Source organism: Pseudomonas syringae (genome assembly GCF_023278085.1).
In the GTDB taxonomy this organism is placed as follows: Bacteria; Pseudomonadota; Gammaproteobacteria; order Pseudomonadales; family Pseudomonadaceae; genus Aquipseudomonas; species Aquipseudomonas syringae_Q.
This window is the reverse complement of record NZ_CP066265.1, coordinates 3,180,001-3,196,484: the sequence shown is the minus strand read 5'-3', so window position 1 is coordinate 3,196,484 and position 16,484 is coordinate 3,180,001. Positions and strand designations below refer to the sequence as shown.

Annotated in this window: 16 protein-coding genes (1 of these 16 running past the window's edge); 9 read left to right on the top strand and 7 right to left on the bottom strand. The window is 59.5% G+C overall.

Translation table 11 applies throughout. From position 1 onward, the window contains the following. The first annotated feature begins 587 nt into the window (after window positions 1-587). A complete protein-coding gene (locus I9H07_RS14185) occupies window positions 588-2,774 on the top strand; it encodes a TonB-dependent receptor (protein WP_236423457.1) in 2,187 nt (728 codons plus the stop codon). Between the two features lie 45 nt (window positions 2,775-2,819). On the opposite strand, the gene I9H07_RS14180 is transcribed toward I9H07_RS14185, so the two are convergent. Beyond that, on the bottom strand, window positions 2,820-3,962 hold the full coding sequence (locus I9H07_RS14180) for a glycerophosphodiester phosphodiesterase (RefSeq protein ID WP_058825128.1): 1,143 nt from the start codon (window positions 3,960-3,962) through the stop codon (window positions 2,820-2,822). 258 nt (window positions 3,963-4,220) lie between these two features. On the opposite strand from I9H07_RS14180, the gene I9H07_RS14175 reads away from it, so the two are divergent. From I9H07_RS14175 to I9H07_RS14165, 3 genes are all read left to right on the top strand, one after another. Next, window positions 4,221-5,153 (top strand): 2-hydroxyacid dehydrogenase, encoded by a 933-nt coding sequence (locus I9H07_RS14175; protein WP_024672926.1) that lies wholly within the window; start codon window positions 4,221-4,223, stop codon window positions 5,151-5,153. Between the two features lie 107 nt (window positions 5,154-5,260). Beyond that, window positions 5,261-5,998: a CTP synthase C-terminal region-related (seleno)protein gene (locus I9H07_RS14170; protein WP_236423455.1), complete on the top strand. Its 738-nt coding sequence runs from the start codon at window positions 5,261-5,263 to the stop codon at window positions 5,996-5,998. Next, window positions 5,995-6,324: an antibiotic biosynthesis monooxygenase family protein gene (locus tag I9H07_RS14165; protein ID WP_236423453.1), complete on the top strand. Its 330-nt coding sequence runs from the start codon at window positions 5,995-5,997 to the stop codon at window positions 6,322-6,324. The genes I9H07_RS14170 and I9H07_RS14165 overlap by 4 nt, the downstream gene beginning before the upstream one ends. 2 nt (window positions 6,325-6,326) lie before the next feature. Here I9H07_RS14165 and I9H07_RS14160 read toward each other — a convergent pair whose 3' ends face one another. From I9H07_RS14160 to I9H07_RS14150, 3 genes are all read right to left on the bottom strand, one after another. Next, complete coding sequence (locus I9H07_RS14160) at window positions 6,327-7,745, bottom strand: short-chain fatty acid transporter (RefSeq protein WP_058391671.1); 1,419 nt, start codon at window positions 7,743-7,745, stop codon at window positions 6,327-6,329. Between the two features lie 217 nt (window positions 7,746-7,962). Next, complete coding sequence (locus I9H07_RS14155; protein ID WP_058825123.1) at window positions 7,963-8,619, bottom strand: CoA transferase subunit B; 657 nt, start codon at window positions 8,617-8,619, stop codon at window positions 7,963-7,965. Between the two features lie 46 nt (window positions 8,620-8,665). Then, the gene (locus I9H07_RS14150) at window positions 8,666-9,367 is read right to left on the bottom strand and encodes a CoA transferase subunit A (RefSeq protein ID WP_058391673.1); all 702 of its coding nucleotides are present in this window, start codon (window positions 9,365-9,367) and stop codon (window positions 8,666-8,668) included. Between the two features lie 129 nt (window positions 9,368-9,496). Between I9H07_RS14150 and I9H07_RS14145 the strand changes: the two genes are divergently transcribed. The 3 genes from I9H07_RS14145 (at window position 9,497) to I9H07_RS14135 (ending at window position 11,489) form a co-directional block, all read left to right on the top strand. Next, window positions 9,497-10,387 (top strand): LysR family transcriptional regulator, encoded by an 891-nt coding sequence (locus tag I9H07_RS14145; protein WP_024673764.1) that lies wholly within the window; start codon window positions 9,497-9,499, stop codon window positions 10,385-10,387. A gap of 88 nt (window positions 10,388-10,475) precedes the next feature. Beyond that, complete coding sequence (locus I9H07_RS14140) at window positions 10,476-10,757, top strand: hypothetical protein (protein ID WP_024673029.1); 282 nt, start codon at window positions 10,476-10,478, stop codon at window positions 10,755-10,757. A 123-nt stretch (window positions 10,758-10,880) separates the two neighbouring features. Beyond that, the gene (locus I9H07_RS14135; RefSeq protein ID WP_024673028.1) at window positions 10,881-11,489 is read left to right on the top strand and encodes a LysE family translocator; all 609 of its coding nucleotides are present in this window, start codon (window positions 10,881-10,883) and stop codon (window positions 11,487-11,489) included. 36 nt (window positions 11,490-11,525) lie between these two features. Here I9H07_RS14135 and ssuE read toward each other — a convergent pair whose 3' ends face one another. Then, a complete protein-coding gene (ssuE, locus tag I9H07_RS14130; RefSeq protein ID WP_024673027.1) occupies window positions 11,526-12,107 on the bottom strand; it encodes an NADPH-dependent FMN reductase in 582 nt (193 codons plus the stop codon). A gap of 407 nt (window positions 12,108-12,514) precedes the next feature. Here ssuE and I9H07_RS14125 point away from each other — a divergent pair, with 407 nt between their 5' ends. Both I9H07_RS14125 and I9H07_RS14120 read left to right on the top strand, forming a co-directional pair. Continuing rightward, entirely contained in the window at window positions 12,515-13,708 is a 1,194-nt protein-coding gene (locus I9H07_RS14125; RefSeq protein ID WP_024673026.1) for a cysteine desulfurase family protein, read from the top strand. Window positions 13,709-13,765: 57 nt separating this feature from the next. After that, window positions 13,766-15,574 carry an aminopeptidase P family protein gene (locus I9H07_RS14120; RefSeq protein WP_024673025.1) on the top strand — a complete coding sequence of 603 codons (1,809 nt, stop codon included), beginning with the start codon at window positions 13,766-13,768 and terminating at the stop codon, window positions 15,572-15,574. A gap of 27 nt (window positions 15,575-15,601) precedes the next feature. Here the strand turns inward: I9H07_RS14120 and I9H07_RS14115 are convergent, their stop codons facing one another. Together I9H07_RS14115 and rhtA are read right to left on the bottom strand one after the other, a co-directional pair. Next, the gene (locus tag I9H07_RS14115) at window positions 15,602-15,916 is read right to left on the bottom strand and encodes a hypothetical protein (protein WP_024673024.1); all 315 of its coding nucleotides are present in this window, start codon (window positions 15,914-15,916) and stop codon (window positions 15,602-15,604) included. Window positions 15,917-16,081: 165 nt separating this feature from the next. Further along, window positions 16,082-16,484, bottom strand: the final stretch of a protein-coding gene (gene rhtA / locus I9H07_RS14110; RefSeq protein WP_058825118.1) for a threonine/homoserine exporter RhtA. Its footprint extends 485 nt past the window's final position; only the last 403 of its 888 coding nucleotides appear in the window; its start codon lies off the right edge, out of view; the stop codon is at window positions 16,082-16,084.

Here is a 16,484-nt window from a genome sequence, read left to right as displayed (position 1 = left end):
GTTTCGCCTGAAGCTACTGCGCTTGATGTGCTTTTGATGTGCTTTTGATGTGCTTTTGATGTCCTTTAGATGTGCCTTAAATATGCTTTAGATGTGCTTTTTCGATCGCGATAGCCCTGACGACACCGATTGCGACGTAAGTGACGGCTGAGTCCTGATCCTGATCCGGGGGTAACTCGGCAAGGACGCCGAGTTAGCCGCACCGGGCCATGGATGGCCCGTTGCGGCGACCCCCGGATCAGGGTCAGGACGAAGGAACCCGACGAAGTCGGGCCGGAAACGGAGCCAGGGGCTTTGCTCACTTTGGCCCTTTCAAAGTGAGTCGCCGAGGGGCGAAAAGGTGACCTGAGTCGAACCTTGATTTCACTGCCATCACAGAACCGCTGTGTGACGCAGAGCGTTACGAAATGCGCTATCACGTAAAGCGTGGGAGCGAGAATAGGCGCAAGTTCCACGCTGTAACATCTCGCAGACAAATAAACGATAACCATTCCCAGTAACATCTGATAGCATTTCGCATCAACTGAGTCGGTCATCTCCAGGAAGGTCTCTTCCGATCTCGCTTATCCCGTTAGCAGGATCTCTTCATGCACACCCCCTCTTTTCCGATGCGCCTCACGTTGCTCGCGTTTTGCTGTTCCATGGGTTCTCCGGCCTGGGCCGCTACCGCTGCTGCCAGCCAGCAGGACGGCCCAATGGTGCTGGGAGAGACCGATATCAGTGCCGACAAGGCCGACCCGCATGCCCTTCCACCCGTCTATGCAGGCGGGCAAGTAGCGCGTGGCGGGCAGCTTGGCGTTCTGGGAAATGCCGACATCATGGACGTGCCGTTCACCATGACCAGCTACACCGAGCAACTGATCGAAGATCAGCAGGCCGAAGACGTCGGCGATGTACTGTTCAATGATTCATCGGTACGCCAGTCATCCGGTTATGCCAACGCCTCGAAAGTATTCGTGATTCGCGGCTTCAAACTGACCACCGATGATATTTCCTACAACGGCCTGTACGGCGTACTGCCACGTCAGCTCATATCCACCGACGCACTGGAACGGGTTGAGGTGTTCAAAGGGCCAAATGCTTTCATCAACGGCGTAACGCCAACCGGCTCGGGCATCGGCGGTGGCGTCAACCTGCAGCCCAAACGTGCCCAGGACACACCGACGCGGCGCTTTACCACCGACATCAGCAGCGACGGCCGGGTCGGCGAGCACCTGGACCTCGGTCAGCGTTTCGGCGAAGACAATCGTTTCGGCGCACGCCTCAACCTGTCCCAGCGCGAAGGCGAAACCGGGGTCGAGGACGAAGAGCATCGCAGCAAGCTGTTCGCCCTGGGGCTTGATTATCGGGGTGACAACTTCCGCCTTTCCGGCGACTTCGCTTACCAGAAACAACGTATCAATCAGAGCCGCAACACGGTGTTTGTCGACAGCGCCCTGACCAGCGTGCCGCACGCTCCGGACTCGGATACCAACTACGCGCCGAACTGGACCTGGACCGAAACCGAAGACACCTTTGGCATGAGCCGTGCCGAGTACGACCTCAACGAAGACTGGACGCTGTATGCCGCAATAGGCGCGAAGCACACGCGCGAGGTGGGCATTTATGGCTCGCCAACCGTCCACGATGACGCAGGCAACACCACGGCCGCACCGTCTTTCATCCCGCACGACGAAGACAACAAGACGGCCATGGCCGGTATCAATGGCAAGTTGCAGACCGGCGCGGTCAGCCACAAGGTCAACTTCGGGCTGTCCGGCATCTGGACCGAGCAGCGCAGTGCGTATCTGTTCGGCAGCACCTCCAGCAACAACCTGTATGATCCTGTTTCTCAGGAGCGCCCGGCACTCGACAGTTTCACCGCCGGCGACCTGAATGACCCCGGCATCGTCGGCAAGAGCCGTATGCGCAGCGTCGCGTTTTCCGACACGCTGGGTTTCTTCGATGATCGACTGCTGTTGACCGCAGGCCTGCGTCGCCAGCAATTGCGTGTGCAGGGTTACGAATACGGCAGTGGCCCGCGCAATGCCCTGTATGACGAGGCAATCACGACGCCGGTCTACGGGGTGGTGTTCAAGCCTTGGCAATATGTGTCGTTCTACGCCAACCGCATTGAAGGTCTGGCGCAAGGGCCAACGGCTCCCGATACAGTGACTGTCAACCCCGGCGAGGTTTTCCCTCCATCGCGTTCAAAGCAGGTAGAGGCGGGCGTGAAGCTGGACATGGGCACGTTTGGCGCGAGCCTGGGCGTGTACCGCATCGAGCAACCGGCTGATGGCTACCAGGTGCTGGAAGGCACCGCGTCGCGCTACGTCCGTGATGGCCAGCAGCGCAACCGCGGCGTGGAAATGAACGTCTTTGGCGAGCCTGTCAGCGGCCTGCGTCTGCTGGCCGGTCTGACCCTGATGGACACCGAGGTGAGCGGCACGTCGGGCGGCAGCAACGACGGCAACCGGGCCATCGGCGTGCCGACCTTCCAGTTCAACGCAGGTGCCGATTGGGACGTACCTGGTATCGCGGGCGCTGCGGTCAGCGCGCGCATGTTGCGTACCGGTGGGCAGTATGTCGACGCCGCCAACGCGTTGAGCATTCCGACCTGGAACCGCTTCGATCTGGGCGCACGGTACACCTTCAACGTTGCGCAGAAGGACGTGACCTTGCGTGCCAACGTCGAGAACCTGATGAACAAGGACTACTGGGCATCAGCCAATGGCGGCTATCTGACTCAGGGTGAGCCGCGCACTTTGAAACTGTCGGGCACCCTCGATTTCTGATGAGTCGATAACAGGCCACATCGCCGGATGTGGCCTGTCATTCGATCAGTAGCCGTTACGCTTCAGAATCGCGTCGATGCTTTCCTTGGCCGGCCGACCGTAGAACTTCAACAGTTCTGCGGTACGGTTGGTGAAGAAACCGTCGGCACCGTCTTTGCTGATCCGCTTGAAGTCGGCTTCGTCGTCCACGGTATAAGGGTGGATCACCAGGCCTTTTTCATGCGTGAGGTTGTTCATCCAGGGCTTGACCAGGTCCATGTAGCTCTGGTCGCCGCCTTGCGCCAGTTTTGCCGAAGGGCCAGTGCCGATGGCCCCGTGAGCCTTGGCCCAGTCAATCCACTGCGCGAACTCCTCCGGGGATTTGACTTCCTGCGCCCCGTAATAGCTGGCCTTGTCCTTGAAACCGGAGTCTTTGAACGCGACGCTGGATTTTGGCTCGATCGAGCCTTCGCCAATCCATAACAGCATGACCTTGGGCACGTTCGGCATTTCTTTTTGCAGCAGTTCCAGGCTCTGCTTCTCGAAGGTCTGCAGGACCACGCGGCCGGGCATATGCGCGACGTTGACGTGTCCTGCAGCGGCGGCCGGACGTTCGGTCAGCCAGCCGCGTTTGGTCAGTGCCTTCTTCAGGTCGGCTTCGACACCGGGAAATTTGTTCGGCACCTTGGTTTCGATGTACAGCCCTGGCTTGTTGGCGCCGCCCTCGGCGATATCAATGACTTCGTCCAGCGTAAGGATTTGCAACCCGGCGTAACTGTCGCGAGCCCGGTCCGGGTAGGCCTTGTTGAACCATGAGCCAGCGTCCAGTTGCTTGAGCTCTGCCAGAGTGAATGAACTGACCGGGTCCTTGACCCGCGTCGGGAACACTTGAGCGATGTTGGTCGTGCGTTCCAGCACGTCATCGTGCAGCGCAATCAGTACGCCATCCCTGGTGCGCTGGATGTCCATTTCCAGATAGTCCGCGCCCAGATCCCGCGCCAGGGTGTACGCCGGGATGGTCTCTTCCGGGGCATCGAACGAGGCGCCGCGGTGGGCGATTGCGGCGGGCCATGGCAGGCCGTATTTCTCGCTCAACAGCTTGCCCGGCGCTTCCGCTGCCGATGCCAGGCCCGATGACAGCATCAGGCTCGACATGACAGCCGCAGCCAGGAGCGTGCGTTTCAACAGCGTGGTGGAAAATCCTTGCATGGGCGGGTGGTTCCTTGTTTGCAGAGTGCGTTCGGTTGCGCCAGTCGAACGTGACACGGGGCGCGTCGCTGCGAGCAACGATAGCGCACTATCGTGTTGTCGAGGTCGGTTGAGCCTCAGTCTGTCCGGCAAATGCGTCCACTTTATGAACGAATGGCCTTATCGCGAAGGCTTTTTTCAAGGCGAGCGCCATTGACGCTGCACAAGTGCTTCGAGTCGCGTTACTGTCAGTGTTTTACGGATCGAACGGGAGCGTACATGACAACGGTATTGGTGCTGGTTGAAAGCCTGGGCACGTATCTGCCGATTCTGGAAAGCAGCGGCTTCCAGCTGATTCGTGCGCCGACGGCCGAGCAACGTGCCGAGGCGATTGCCACTCATGGTCAAGGCATCAGCGCGGTGGTAACGCGTGGGCCGTTGGGGTTTTTTGCCGAGGAAATGGATGCTCTGCCGCATTTGCGCATCATCTGCGTAAGCGGGGCAGGTTACGAGAAGGTCGATCTGCCTGCCGCCAGGGCGCGAGGCATCACGGTGACCAATGGCGCCGGAGTCAACGCCGCCACAGTGGCTGATCATGCGTTGGCGCTGTTGCTGTCGCTGGTGCGCGACATTCCGCAGGCCGATGCATCGGTGCGCCGCAGCGAATGGCGCAAGGTCGTACGCCCGTCACTGGCAGGCAAGCGTCTGGGCATCATCGGTCTGGGGGCTGTGGGGCTGGCCATCGCCAAACGGGCGGCCGCGTTCGACATCGTCATCGGTTATCACAATCGCAAGCCGCGCAACGACTGCAGCTACACCTGGCATGCCACGGCGCAGGCGCTGGCGGCCGAGTCGGATGTGCTGGTGATCGCCACGCCCGGTGGCAACGGTACGCAACATCTGGTCGACGCAGACGTGCTGGAAGCGCTGGGCCCCGAAGGGTTTCTGGTCAACATTGCCCGCGCCAGCGTCGTGGATACCCATGCGCTGGTCAGGGCGCTTGAGAACCAGCAGATTGCCGGAGCGGCGCTGGACGTTTTCGACGACGAGCCCAACGTGCCGGACGTGCTCAAGACCCTCAACAATGTCGTCCTTACGCCGCACGTGGCGGGCCTGTCGCCCGAGGCGTCGAGAGACAGCGTGCAAATGGTCAACGATAACCTGCTGGCATTCTTTTCCGGGCAGCCGGTACTGACGCCGGTTACCGAATAAAACAGTGCAGCGCTGCATAAATGATTTGCCTGTTCGCCCATTCTGATTGCGTTTCTGCCTGTTTATAGTCCGATCGGATTTCACAAAAACCGGACAGGGAGCAGGGCATGGGCGCAGTAGCAGAGGTAGCGGTAAAACAGTTGCACATCGGGCTGGTAGGGGATTTCATCGCTGAGGTGGCGGCCCATCAGGCGATTCCGCTGGCATTGCAGATGGCCGCCGACGCGTTGCAGGCGCGGGTTGAGGTTACGTGGTTACCGACGGCGCAGATTGGCGACGGTGCACGTCTTGGCGAGTTCGACGGCTTGTGGTGCGTGCCGGGCAGCCCGTATCTGGACATGCAGGGTGCGTTGACAGCCATTGGTTTCGCCCGCGACAAGCATGTTCCGTTTCTGGGGACGTGCGGTGGTTTTCAGCATGCCCTGGTCGAGTACGCACGCAATTGCCTGGGCTGGGCGGACGCCGAGCATGGCGAAACCGCGCCTGACGCAGGAAACGTGATCATCGAACCGCTCAGTTGCTCGCTGGTCGATGCGCTGGCGCCCATTCACTTATTGCCGGACACGCTGATCGCTCGCGCTTATGGCACGCTGGATATCGAAGAGCGCTATCACTGTCGCTATGGCCTGCGCCGCGAGCTGGAAGCGTCGCTGTTCGGCGCTGAATTGAAAATCAGCGGGCGCGGTCCTGAAGGTGAGGTGCGCTGCATGGAATTACAGGGCCACCCGTTTTTCGTTGCCACACTGTTCCAGCCGGAGCGCGCTGCGTTGGCAGGCATGATTGCGCCTGTGGTCGAGGCATTTATGCGCGCTTGCATCTCGTCTGTTCAGAGCGACAAATCGTGATCGCCGCACGCTTTCCGACGCCTTACTTCGCGGTGGTGTTCACCTCGTTGCGTTCGCCTGACAACAATCAGGCGTATGGCGAGGCTGCACAGCGAATGGTCGAGCTGGCCAGCCGGCAACCGGGTTTTCTCGGTGTCGAGTCGGTGCGCGACGACGATGGGCTGGGCGTGACGGTCTCTTACTGGACCGACGAAGCCGCGATTCTGGCCTGGAAACAGCGGGCCGAACACGCGGCGGTCCGCGAGCAGGGCCGCGCACGCTGGTATCAGGCGTTTACCACGCGGGTCTGCAAAGTCGAGCGCGACTACTCGTTCGGCCAGCTTTAACGTCAGGGCATGACTGGTGGCGTGTAGGTCAGCGTCGTGCCCAGCGCCCACAGCAGAAACAGCACCAGCGGCGCATGGACCAGTAACTGCACGAACGAAAAGCCGATCAGGTCCCGGGCCTTCAGGCCCAATACGCCCAGCAGCGGCAGCATGTAGAACGGGTTGATCAGGTTCGGCAAGGCTTCGGCGGCGTTGTAGATCTGCACGGCCCAACCGAGGTGGTATTGCAGGTCGTTGGCCACCTGCATGACGTAAGGTGCTTCGATGATCCACTTGCCGCCGCCTGACGGGATGAAGAAACCCAAAATGGCCGAGTAGACGCCCATCAGGATCGCGTAGGTATCGTGGGAGGCAATGCTGGTGAAGAAGGTCGAGATGTAATGCGCGAGTGTTTGCGCGTCACCACCTTTGACGGTGGTCAGCAATGCGGCAATCGAGCCATACAACGGAAACTGGATCAGCACGCCGGTGGTGGTCGGCACGGCACGCGCCACGGCATCGAGAAAGCTGCGCGGCCGCCAGTGCAAGAGTGCGCCGAGCATGATGAACAGGAAGTTGTAGGTGTTCAGCCCGGAAATCGCAGTAATCGCCGGTTTGCTGGAAAATTCGCTGAACAGCCAGCCAGCGCCCAGCAGCACCATCAGGATAATCAGCAGCGGGCTGTATTCCAGCCATTCGCCGGGGCGGGTGCGCGCAGGCAGCGGCGGCAGATTGAATGCCGGGTCAACGCCACAGGCTTTGGCATCGCGGGCACTGTTTGGGCCGGGCGCGGTGGCGTAAGCCACGATCAGCGAGATGACGACCAGCGCCGCGAGCATGACACCGGACTGCCAGAGAAAGATGGTTTCAGTGAACGGGATCACGCCAGTGATCGACAGGATCGACGGCGGCAGGCTGGCCGGATTGGCTTGTAATTGCGCGGCCGAAGATGACAGCCCCAGCGCCCACACCGCACCCAGCCCTAGATAGGCAGCGGCGCCGGCAGCGCGATAATCCATGCGCAGGTCAGTGCGGCGGGCGAGGGCGCGAACCAGCAAACCACCGAACACTAGCGACAGTCCCCAGTTGAGCAGCGAGGCGAGCATGGAAATCAGCGCCACCCAGGCCACTGCCGAGCGGCCGTTACGCGGCACTCTGGCCAGGCGGTCGATCAGCCGCACGGCAGGCGGCGAGCTGGCGACCACATAGCCGCCGATGACCACGAACGCCATCTGCATGGTGAACGGAATCAGGCTCCAGAAACCATCGCCGAATGCCTTGGCAGCCTCGGCCGGACGCGCCCCGATGGCCAGCGTTGCCAGGGTGACGATGACCACCGCCAGTGCGGCGAACACCCAGGAATCAGGAAACCAGCGCTCGGCCCAGGCGGCACAGCGCAGGGCAAACCGGGCGGAACGACTTTCTTCTATGTTGGCGGCCATCAGAGGCACCTCTTTTTTGTAATTATTAGTGGGGGAGATCGCAAAGCGGTGTTAGCACGCAACCGTGCACGCCAGATCGGACGCAGAGCGTCCAGAACAGCGCTCCCACGCTGGAGCGTGGGAGCGAGAGTCGCACTCAGATACATTTCTCGTTCCGGCGCTCTGCGTCAAAATGCTGCGCCATGCTGCGGGCATCGGATCGAGAGGCGCAGAACCCTCAGAAACTCATCTCGATCACGTCATCCGGCACGATCAGTTTGCCTGCGGTCTTTGCGACGATTTCTTCCACGCTGACACCCGGAGCGCGTTCGCGGAGGATGAAGGCGCCGTTTTCAATTTCAAGGTACGCCAGGTCGGTCAGCACCTTGCGGATGCAGCCCGCGCCGGTCAGTGGCAGGCTGCAGCGCGGCAGCAGTTTGGATTCGCCGTCCTTTGAAGCATGGGTCATGGTCACGATGATGTTGTCGGCACCGGCCACCAGGTCCATCGCGCCGCCCATGCCCTTGACCAGTTTGCCGGGGATCATCCACGACGCGATATTGCCTTCGACGTCCACCTCGAAAGCGCCCAGCACTGTGAGGTCGACATGGCCGCCGCGGATCATGGCGAAGGATTCAGCCGAGGAGAAAATCGATGCGCCGATACGCGCGGTCACCGTTTGCTTGCCGGCGTTGATCATGTCGGCGTCGATGGTGTCTTCGGTCGGAAACGCGCCCATGCCGAGCAGGCCATTTTCCGATTGCAGCATGACGTCGATATCGTCCGGCACGTAATTGGCGACCAGCGTCGGAATGCCGATGCCCAGGTTGACGTAATAGCCGTCCTTGAGTTCACGAGCGACGCGTTGAGCCATTTGTTCGCGGGAAAGTGCCATGGTCTGAAATCTCTTTGTTGTTGTATGGCCGCACAAGGCTGGGTGATCAGGCTTTTCTGACGGTGCGCTGTTCGATGCGCTTCTCGAAGGTGCCTTGAATCACGCGGTCCACGTAGATACCCGGCGTGTGAATCTCAGTCGGCAGCAATACGCCCGGCTCGACGATTTCCTCGACTTCGACCACCGTGATCCTGCCCGCCGTCGCGACGACCGGATTGAAGTTCTGCGCGGTGTGACGATAGATCACGTTACCGAAATGATCGGCTTTCCAGCCTTTGATCAGTGCGAAATCACCCGTAATGGCTTCTTCCAGAATCACGTTGCGACCATTGAACTGACGGGTCTCCTTGCCTTCTGCCACGGGTGTGCCGTAACCGGTCGCGGTATAGAACGCTGGAATGCCAGCGCCGCCTGCGCGCAGTTTTTCGGCAAGGGTGCCTTGCGGGGTGAGCTCGACTTCCAGTTCACCGCTGAGCAGCTGCTGCTCGAACAGCGCGTTCTCGCCGACATAGGACGAAATCATTTTCCGGATCTGCCGGTCCTCGAGCAGGATGCCCAGCCCAAAGCCGTCGACGCCACAATTGTTGGAGACCACGGTCAGGCCCTTGATACCCATGCGCTTGATCTGCGCGATCAGGTTCTCCGGGATGCCGCACAGGCCAAAACCGCCGCACAGCACGGTCATGTTGTCAGTGAGCCCGGCGAGGGCTTCTTCGTAGGTCGCTACTCGTTTGTCGAGTCCAGCCATGATGATCCGCCTTTTATAGTTGTTGACCGGCAATCGTATTGCCGAAGGATCGTATGGCTTGCATCTTCTCCCGGTATCAATGATTTGTTAATTTTGTTTTTCTGATCAATTGATAAGAAAAACAAATATATGAACGTCAAGCAGCTTCGGGCTTTTCTGGCAGTCGCGCAGTACCTGAGTTTTGCTCAGGCCGGCGAGCGGCTGAACGTGTCGCAACCGGCACTGAGCCTGATGATCAAGGCGCTGGAGGAGGATCTGGGCGGCCAGTTGCTGACGCGCACCACGCGCAGCGTGGGCCTGACGCCTGAAGGAGAAACCCTGTTGCCTCTGGCGCGACAGCTGTTGGCGGACTGGGACAATACCGAGGAGCTGCTGCGTCAGCGCTTCACCCTGCAAATGGGCCGGGTTTCCATCGCGGCGATGCCGTCGTTTGCAGGCAACCTGCTGCCCGGAGCGCTGAAGGTTTTTCGCCGACGTTACCCACGGGTCAATGTCGCGGTGCATGACGTGGTCAATGAGCAAGTGCTGGAAATGGTCCGCCATCGGCGTGTCGAACTGGGGATCGGTTTCGAACCCGAGTCCAGCAGCGCTTTGCTGTTTACGCCGTTTTACATGGATCGCTTCGTGGCTGTGGTTGCGCAGGATTCGCCCTTGGCCGAGCGCAGTGAAGTGTCATGGGAGGAGTTGTTGGGCGAAGATTTCATTGCCCTGCAACGACCTTCCGCCGTGCGCCTGCTGTTGGAGCAGGCTATCGAGCCCTGGCACGGCAAGCTGTCGGTGGCGTTTGAAAGTCATCAGCTTTCCACGGTAGGCCGCATGGTTGCCAACGGTCTGGGCGTCAGCGCGGTGCCGTCGCTGTGCATCGGTCAGATGCAGGAATTGGGCGCGCGTTGCATCGCTCTGGTCGAACCGCGCATCGAACGTCGTATCGGCTTGATGATGCTCGCTGACCACAAGCTGTCGGCAGCCGCACAGGCATTGCGGGAGGTATTGATCGAAAATGCGCGGGCAAGTCGATAGCCACTATCACGGCGGTTGATTTTTGCTGCGGCAGGCGCGGGCGTAACCTTGCTTCATTCCCGAAATGAAGCCCTCCCGGAGACCTCACATGAACCAGCTGTTTGCCTTTGCGCTCGTCCTGACATTCAGCGTAGCCCTGCTTTCTGGCTGTTCCACCCATCATGCGGTCGAGCAGCGCCCGTTCAGTACTCAGGAAAGCCATCAACTGGCCCTCGAAGACCTGAACCGTCGTGGCCTGTCGTTTGATGAGTACCAGGCACGCAAGGCGCAACTGATGGCAGATCCGCAAATTCAACAGGCGCGTGATTTCGACAAGGGCGGTGAAGTAAACGTTGATCTGGGTTCGCAAACACTGCAGCCACAAGGCTGACAGTCTGCGTCATTTTCATTTCTTGCCGAACTGTATGGCTTAAAGTTTCGCCCAACTGTCCGTGTGTTTCCTGTCGAGCGTTCGATAGGGTGAGTGCCCGACTCATTGATCTGGACAGTCTTGATGGTGCTTTCATTTGATCTACTGCTGGCGTTCGCGCTGTTCGCCTTTGTGACCTCAGTCACGCCTGGCCCGAACAACATGATGCTGCTCGCGTCAGGCGTCAATTTCGGTTTCAGCCGCACCCTCCCGCACATGCTGGGCATCAGCGTCGGCTTTTTCGTTCTGGTGCTGGCAGTCGGCTTCGGGCTCGGCAGCGTGTTCAAGGCATGGCCGGTGCTTTACACCGTTCTGCGCTATGTGGGCGCTGCCTATCTTCTGTACCTTGCCTGGAAGATCGCCACGTCAGGCCCGGCCGCCGAAAATATCGAAAGCAAAGGCAAGCCTTTCAGTTTCATGAACGCGGCGCTTTTTCAGTGGGTCAATCCGAAGGCATGGATCATGGCGATCGGGGCAATCAGCACCTACACGCCGATGCAGGGCTATTTCTACAACGTGGTGGTGATCTCGGCGGTATTCGCATTGATCAACCTGCCCAGCGTCGGCGTGTGGGCTGGTTTCGGCAGCCTGCTGCGCAACGTGTTGCGCGATCCCGTCGGGCTGCGGATTTTCAACGGTGTGATGGCCGCCTTGCTGGTCGCATCGCTGTATCCGTTGTTTGTCGAGCATTAAACCTGGCAACAACGAATCATCAGAGGCCCTCCGGTGCTATAGCGCCAGTTGTAAAGGCCCGCCTGCCTGTTTATGACGTGCCTGCAATCGGCGTTGCAGGCCGTGATAGAAGTGTTCCAGCCCTTCGTGCAGACGTTCGATCAGGACGTCGTCCAGTGTCCCGCCTTCTTCATTGTCGCCGTAGCTGATCTGCGTATCGATGGCAAAGATGCCGTGCAGCACTTCCTGGGATTTGAGGGTTGAAAGCACCGGTTTGAGCGCGTAATCCACCGCCAGCATGTGGGCAATGCTGCCGCCGGTTGCCAGTGGCAGCACCACTTTGCCGTGCAGGGCACGTTCCGGCAGCAGGTCGAGCAGGGTTTTCAGCGCGCCGGAGAATGACGCCTTGTAGACCGGCGTCCCGATCAGCAAACCGTCGGCCTGCCTGACGGCTTCGACAAACTCCACCACCTGCGGGCTGTCAAAGCGAGCGAACAACAGGTCTTCGGCATTGAAGTCGCGAATGCGTAATGTGGTCACTGCAACACCATGGCTCTGCAACCAGCTGCTGGCGTGGGCGAGAACAACACCCGAGCGGGATTTGAGGGACGGACTGCCGGAAAGTGAAACAACGAGCATGCGGGAATTCCTTGCGATAAGCGTCACCCTGCCAAGCAGCTAGTGTGCCAGCCTCACGGAATCTTCCCAATTGCCCGGCTGAGCGGGCCCAGAATGTGTTCCACATAACCTCCGCTGATAAAAATAACTGATGCGCCAGCTGATAACTGTTGAACGGCTGTTGCTGCAGCAACAGTCGATTGCTGTCAGATCGGGTTCTGGTCGATCTTGGTGAACAATCAATCTTTATATTCCATTAAGCTATATATAAATTCTAAATTAGAATTTTTAGTTCTATGTCGGTTGATGCATTATCTCCTCATGGTTCGTCACGTGATGGCACTACGTCCAGGCGCGGTTTGCGCGACCAGATCAATGCCCATTGCTGCGAGCAGGGCATCCGGACTGTGCCATTCAGAGGAAATCTCATGAAAGAGTCAGCGCTGTACTTTGATTATGCGGCCACCACACCGGTGGACGAGCGAGTCATCAAAGTGATGGTTGATTGTCTGGGCATGTCGGGAAACTTCGGTAACCCTGCTTCCAGTTCTCATGCGTTCGGGCAAAGAGCCCGCCTGACGGTAGAGCAGGCTCGCCAGCAGGTAGCGAACCTGGTCGGTGCGCAGGCTACGCAGATCATCTGGACCTCTGGTGCTACCGAGTCCAGTAATCTGGCAATCAAGGGCGTGGCTCACGAACGCGCAAAGCGCCTTGCGGCAGACGGTGGACGCGTAACCGGTCATATCATCACCAGCCAGATCGAGCACAAGGCAACACTTGATACTGCCCGTCAATTGCAGGAGGAGGGTATCGACGTCACCTGGCTGGCCCCGGACGCTGATGGCCTGATCAGTCCGGATGCGGTCAGCGCTGCATTACGTGACGATACATTTCTGGTTTCACTGATGTTGGTCAACAACGAATTGGGCACGGTCAACGACATTGCCGAGACCGGCAGGCGGGTACGTGCGCACGGCGCGCTGTTGCATGTGGATGCGGCTCAGGGTGCTGGCAAATTGCCGATCGACCTGAGCCAGATTGCCGTAGACCTGATGTCGTTCTCTGCACACAAGATCTACGGGCCCAAGGGTATCGGTGCTCTGTACGTAGGCCCGCGTGCGCAACAGCGCGTTCTGGCGCAGATCCACGGTGGCGGGCATGAATGCGGCCTGCGTTCGGGCACGCTGGCGACGCATCAGATTGCCGGAATGGGCGCAGCCTTTGCACTGGCCGCCGAGGCGCTTGATCAGGAGATCCTTGAAACAAGGCGGCTGAACGGGCTTTTATGCGAACGCCTCGCGGATATCCCCGGGCTGTGTATCAACGGCAGTCCCACACAGCGGATTGCCAACATACTCAGTCTTACGTTTGGTAACAGAGATCTTGATGTAAAGGCGCTGGGTGAAAGGCTGGCGTTCTCCTCTACCTCGGCCTGCAATTCGGCGAAGAGCGCACCCTCGCATGTTCTCCTGGCTCTGGGGCACAGCCCACAGGCGGCGGGTCAGACCATTCGCCTGAGCCTTGGGCGTTTCACGCGGGACCAGGATATCGAACACGCCGCCGAGGCTGTCCGGGACTGTCTTGCCCGGCCAGCGTTCTGGGCGGTTGCTCAGGCTCGATGAGTACTCCATTATCTGAACCCACGACAGCCGTCAATTTCCGGTTCAGCAGGAGACTCAATGAGTACGCAATCCAGTGCCAGTGCAGACGTGGCAGAACGTTTGGCGCAAACCCGCGCCTTGATGAGGCGCGAGCGCATCGATGCCTGGCTGGTACCGTCAGCGGACCCTCATCTCTCCGAGTACCTGCCCGGCTACTGGCAGGGGCGCCAATGGCTGTCCGGCTTTCACGGCTCGGTCGGTACGCTGATCATCACCCACGACTTCGCAGGCGTATGGGCTGACAGTCGCTACTGGGAGCAAGCCACCAAGGAGCTGGCTGGCAGCGGTATCGAGCTGGTCAAGCTGTTGCCAGGTCAGCCAGGCCCTCTGGAATGGCTGGCTGAGCAGGCCCAGGCCGAAAGCGTGGTTGCGGTTGACGGTGCTGTTCTGGCGGTCGCCTCTTCGCGCACGCTGGCCAGCAAGCTTTATGAGCGGGGTGCGCGGCTGCGTACCGATATCGATCTGCTGATAGAGCTCTGGCAGGATCGTCCTGCGTTGCCAACGCTTCCGGTGTATGAACACTTGCCGCCGCAGGCTTCCCTGAAGCGCGTTGAAAAGCTCGCTCAGGTGCGCAAGATCATGACCGAACGCAATGCTGACTGGCACTTCATCGCCACACTGGATGACATTGCCTGGCTGTTCAATTTGCGTGGCTCCGATGTCTCCTACAATCCTGTGTTCATATCCTTCGCTGTCATCGGGCCTACCGGCGTCACGCTGTTCGTCGACTCGAAAAAAGTCCCCGAAGCCGTCCGCTCCAGCCTTGAACGTGACGGGGTCAACATCGCCGAATACACGCAGATCGGCGCGGCCTTGCGCAAGGTGCCGAAAGACGCGCGGCTGTTGGTCGACCCGGCGCGAGTCACCTGTGGTCTGCTCGATTACCTGGACAGTGAAGTCACGCTGGTCGAAGGGCTAAACCCGAGCACGCTTCTGAAAGCACAGAAGACTGAAACCGACACTGCTCATATCCGAGAGGCGATGGAGCAGGACGGCGCAGCGCTGTGCGAGTTCTTCGCCTGGCTGGACAGTGCCCTGGGTCGTCAGCCGGTCAGCGAACTGACCATCGATGAAATGCTGACGCAGGCGCGTGAGCGGCGTCCGGGTTACGTATCCCCCAGTTTTGCCACCATCGCAGGCTTCAATGCCAACGGGGCGATGCCGCATTACCGCGCGACCGAAGCCGAGCACGCGCGCATCGAGGGTGATGGACTGTTGCTGATCGACTCGGGTGGGCAGTACCCGGGTGGCACAACCGATATCACCCGCATGGTTGCGATAGGAACGCCCAGCGCTGAACAGAAACAGGATTGTGCGCGAGTGCTGAAGGGCGTAATTGCCTTGTCTCGCACGCATTTTCCGAAGGGTATTCTTTCGCCGCTGCTGGATGCGATCGCGCGCGCTCCCCTGTGGACGGAAGGCGTGAATTACGGACATGGCACCGGGCACGGCGTCGGCTATTTCCTGAACGTCCACGAAGGGCCGCAGGTTATCGCCTATCAGGCACCGGCTACGCCTCAGACAGCGATGTTGCCGGGAATGATTACGTCCATCGAGCCTGGGACCTATCGGCCGGGTCGCTGGGGCGTACGTATCGAAAACCTGGTGATCAATCAGCCAGCAGGCAGCACCGAGTTTGGTGAGTTTCTGCGCTTCGAAACCCTGACCTTGTGCCCGATCGATACACGCTGCATTGAGATATCAATGTTGAACGAAGAGGAGCGCAACTGGCTGAACAGCTACCATGCTCACGTCAGGGCCAGACTGAGTCCGCTTCTGCGGGGCGCTGCATTGCTCTGGCTACAGGCGCGCACCGTAGCGGTCTAGGGGAAGGCTTTTGGCATTGCCGCAGCTTCAGTGCTGCGGCAGTGGATCAGCCAGTGGAGCGCGTTTTCTGCAGACGATGATCATGCTGCGACTGGTATAGCCTGCCGGATTGAGCCCGAACGGATAATCTTCTGGCTCTTCTGCGACGTCGCCGGATTTGGCAATCACCTTGAATGACTTCGAGGTGCAGGCATTGGTCGCCAGGTCATAGCATTTTGCCCAGGACGATGAAAGCCCCGAGCAATTGATATGAATGCCACGCTTGCCTTGCATGACCGGTTTGGATGTCGCCGCACAGCCGGCCACCACAAGCATGGCCAATACGATAAAAATGAATTTCATTCCTGTCCTTAGACGGTCAATAGGGGCTGCTGTCCCCGCAGTGGGTGACTCGCACGCCGATGAGACCCCAACGCAAAAATCTTAAACAGATCAATCAGGTGTTTAACATGGCTCAAGCGCGTGACAAATGCTAGTGCCATGTCGTTTCTCGCCCTGAGTCGTCGCTCAGTCAGCCGGAACCAGCTGAGGTTTCTCCTGTGCCGAGCTCAGCGTCGCACCAATCGAGGCAATGATGATCGCGCCGATTGCCAGCCACTGGGTCAATGACAGGTTTTCGTGCAGAAAGATCAATCCTGATAGCGCTGCGAAGACCGGCTCCAGGCTAGCCAATGTGCCGAACGTGCGCGCCGGCATGCGCGTCAAGGCGACCATCTCCAGGCTATAGGGGAGGGCAGTCGACAGGATGGCAACGCCCAGTGCGGCGGGTATCAGCGAGATGTCCAGTAGCGCCCAGCCTGCGTGAACCACGCCGACAGGTCCGATAAAGATCGCTGCAATGATCACCCCCAGCGCTGCCGTCTGAACGCCGTTGTCTGCCCCGGCCTTGTGTCCGAACATAATGTAGATG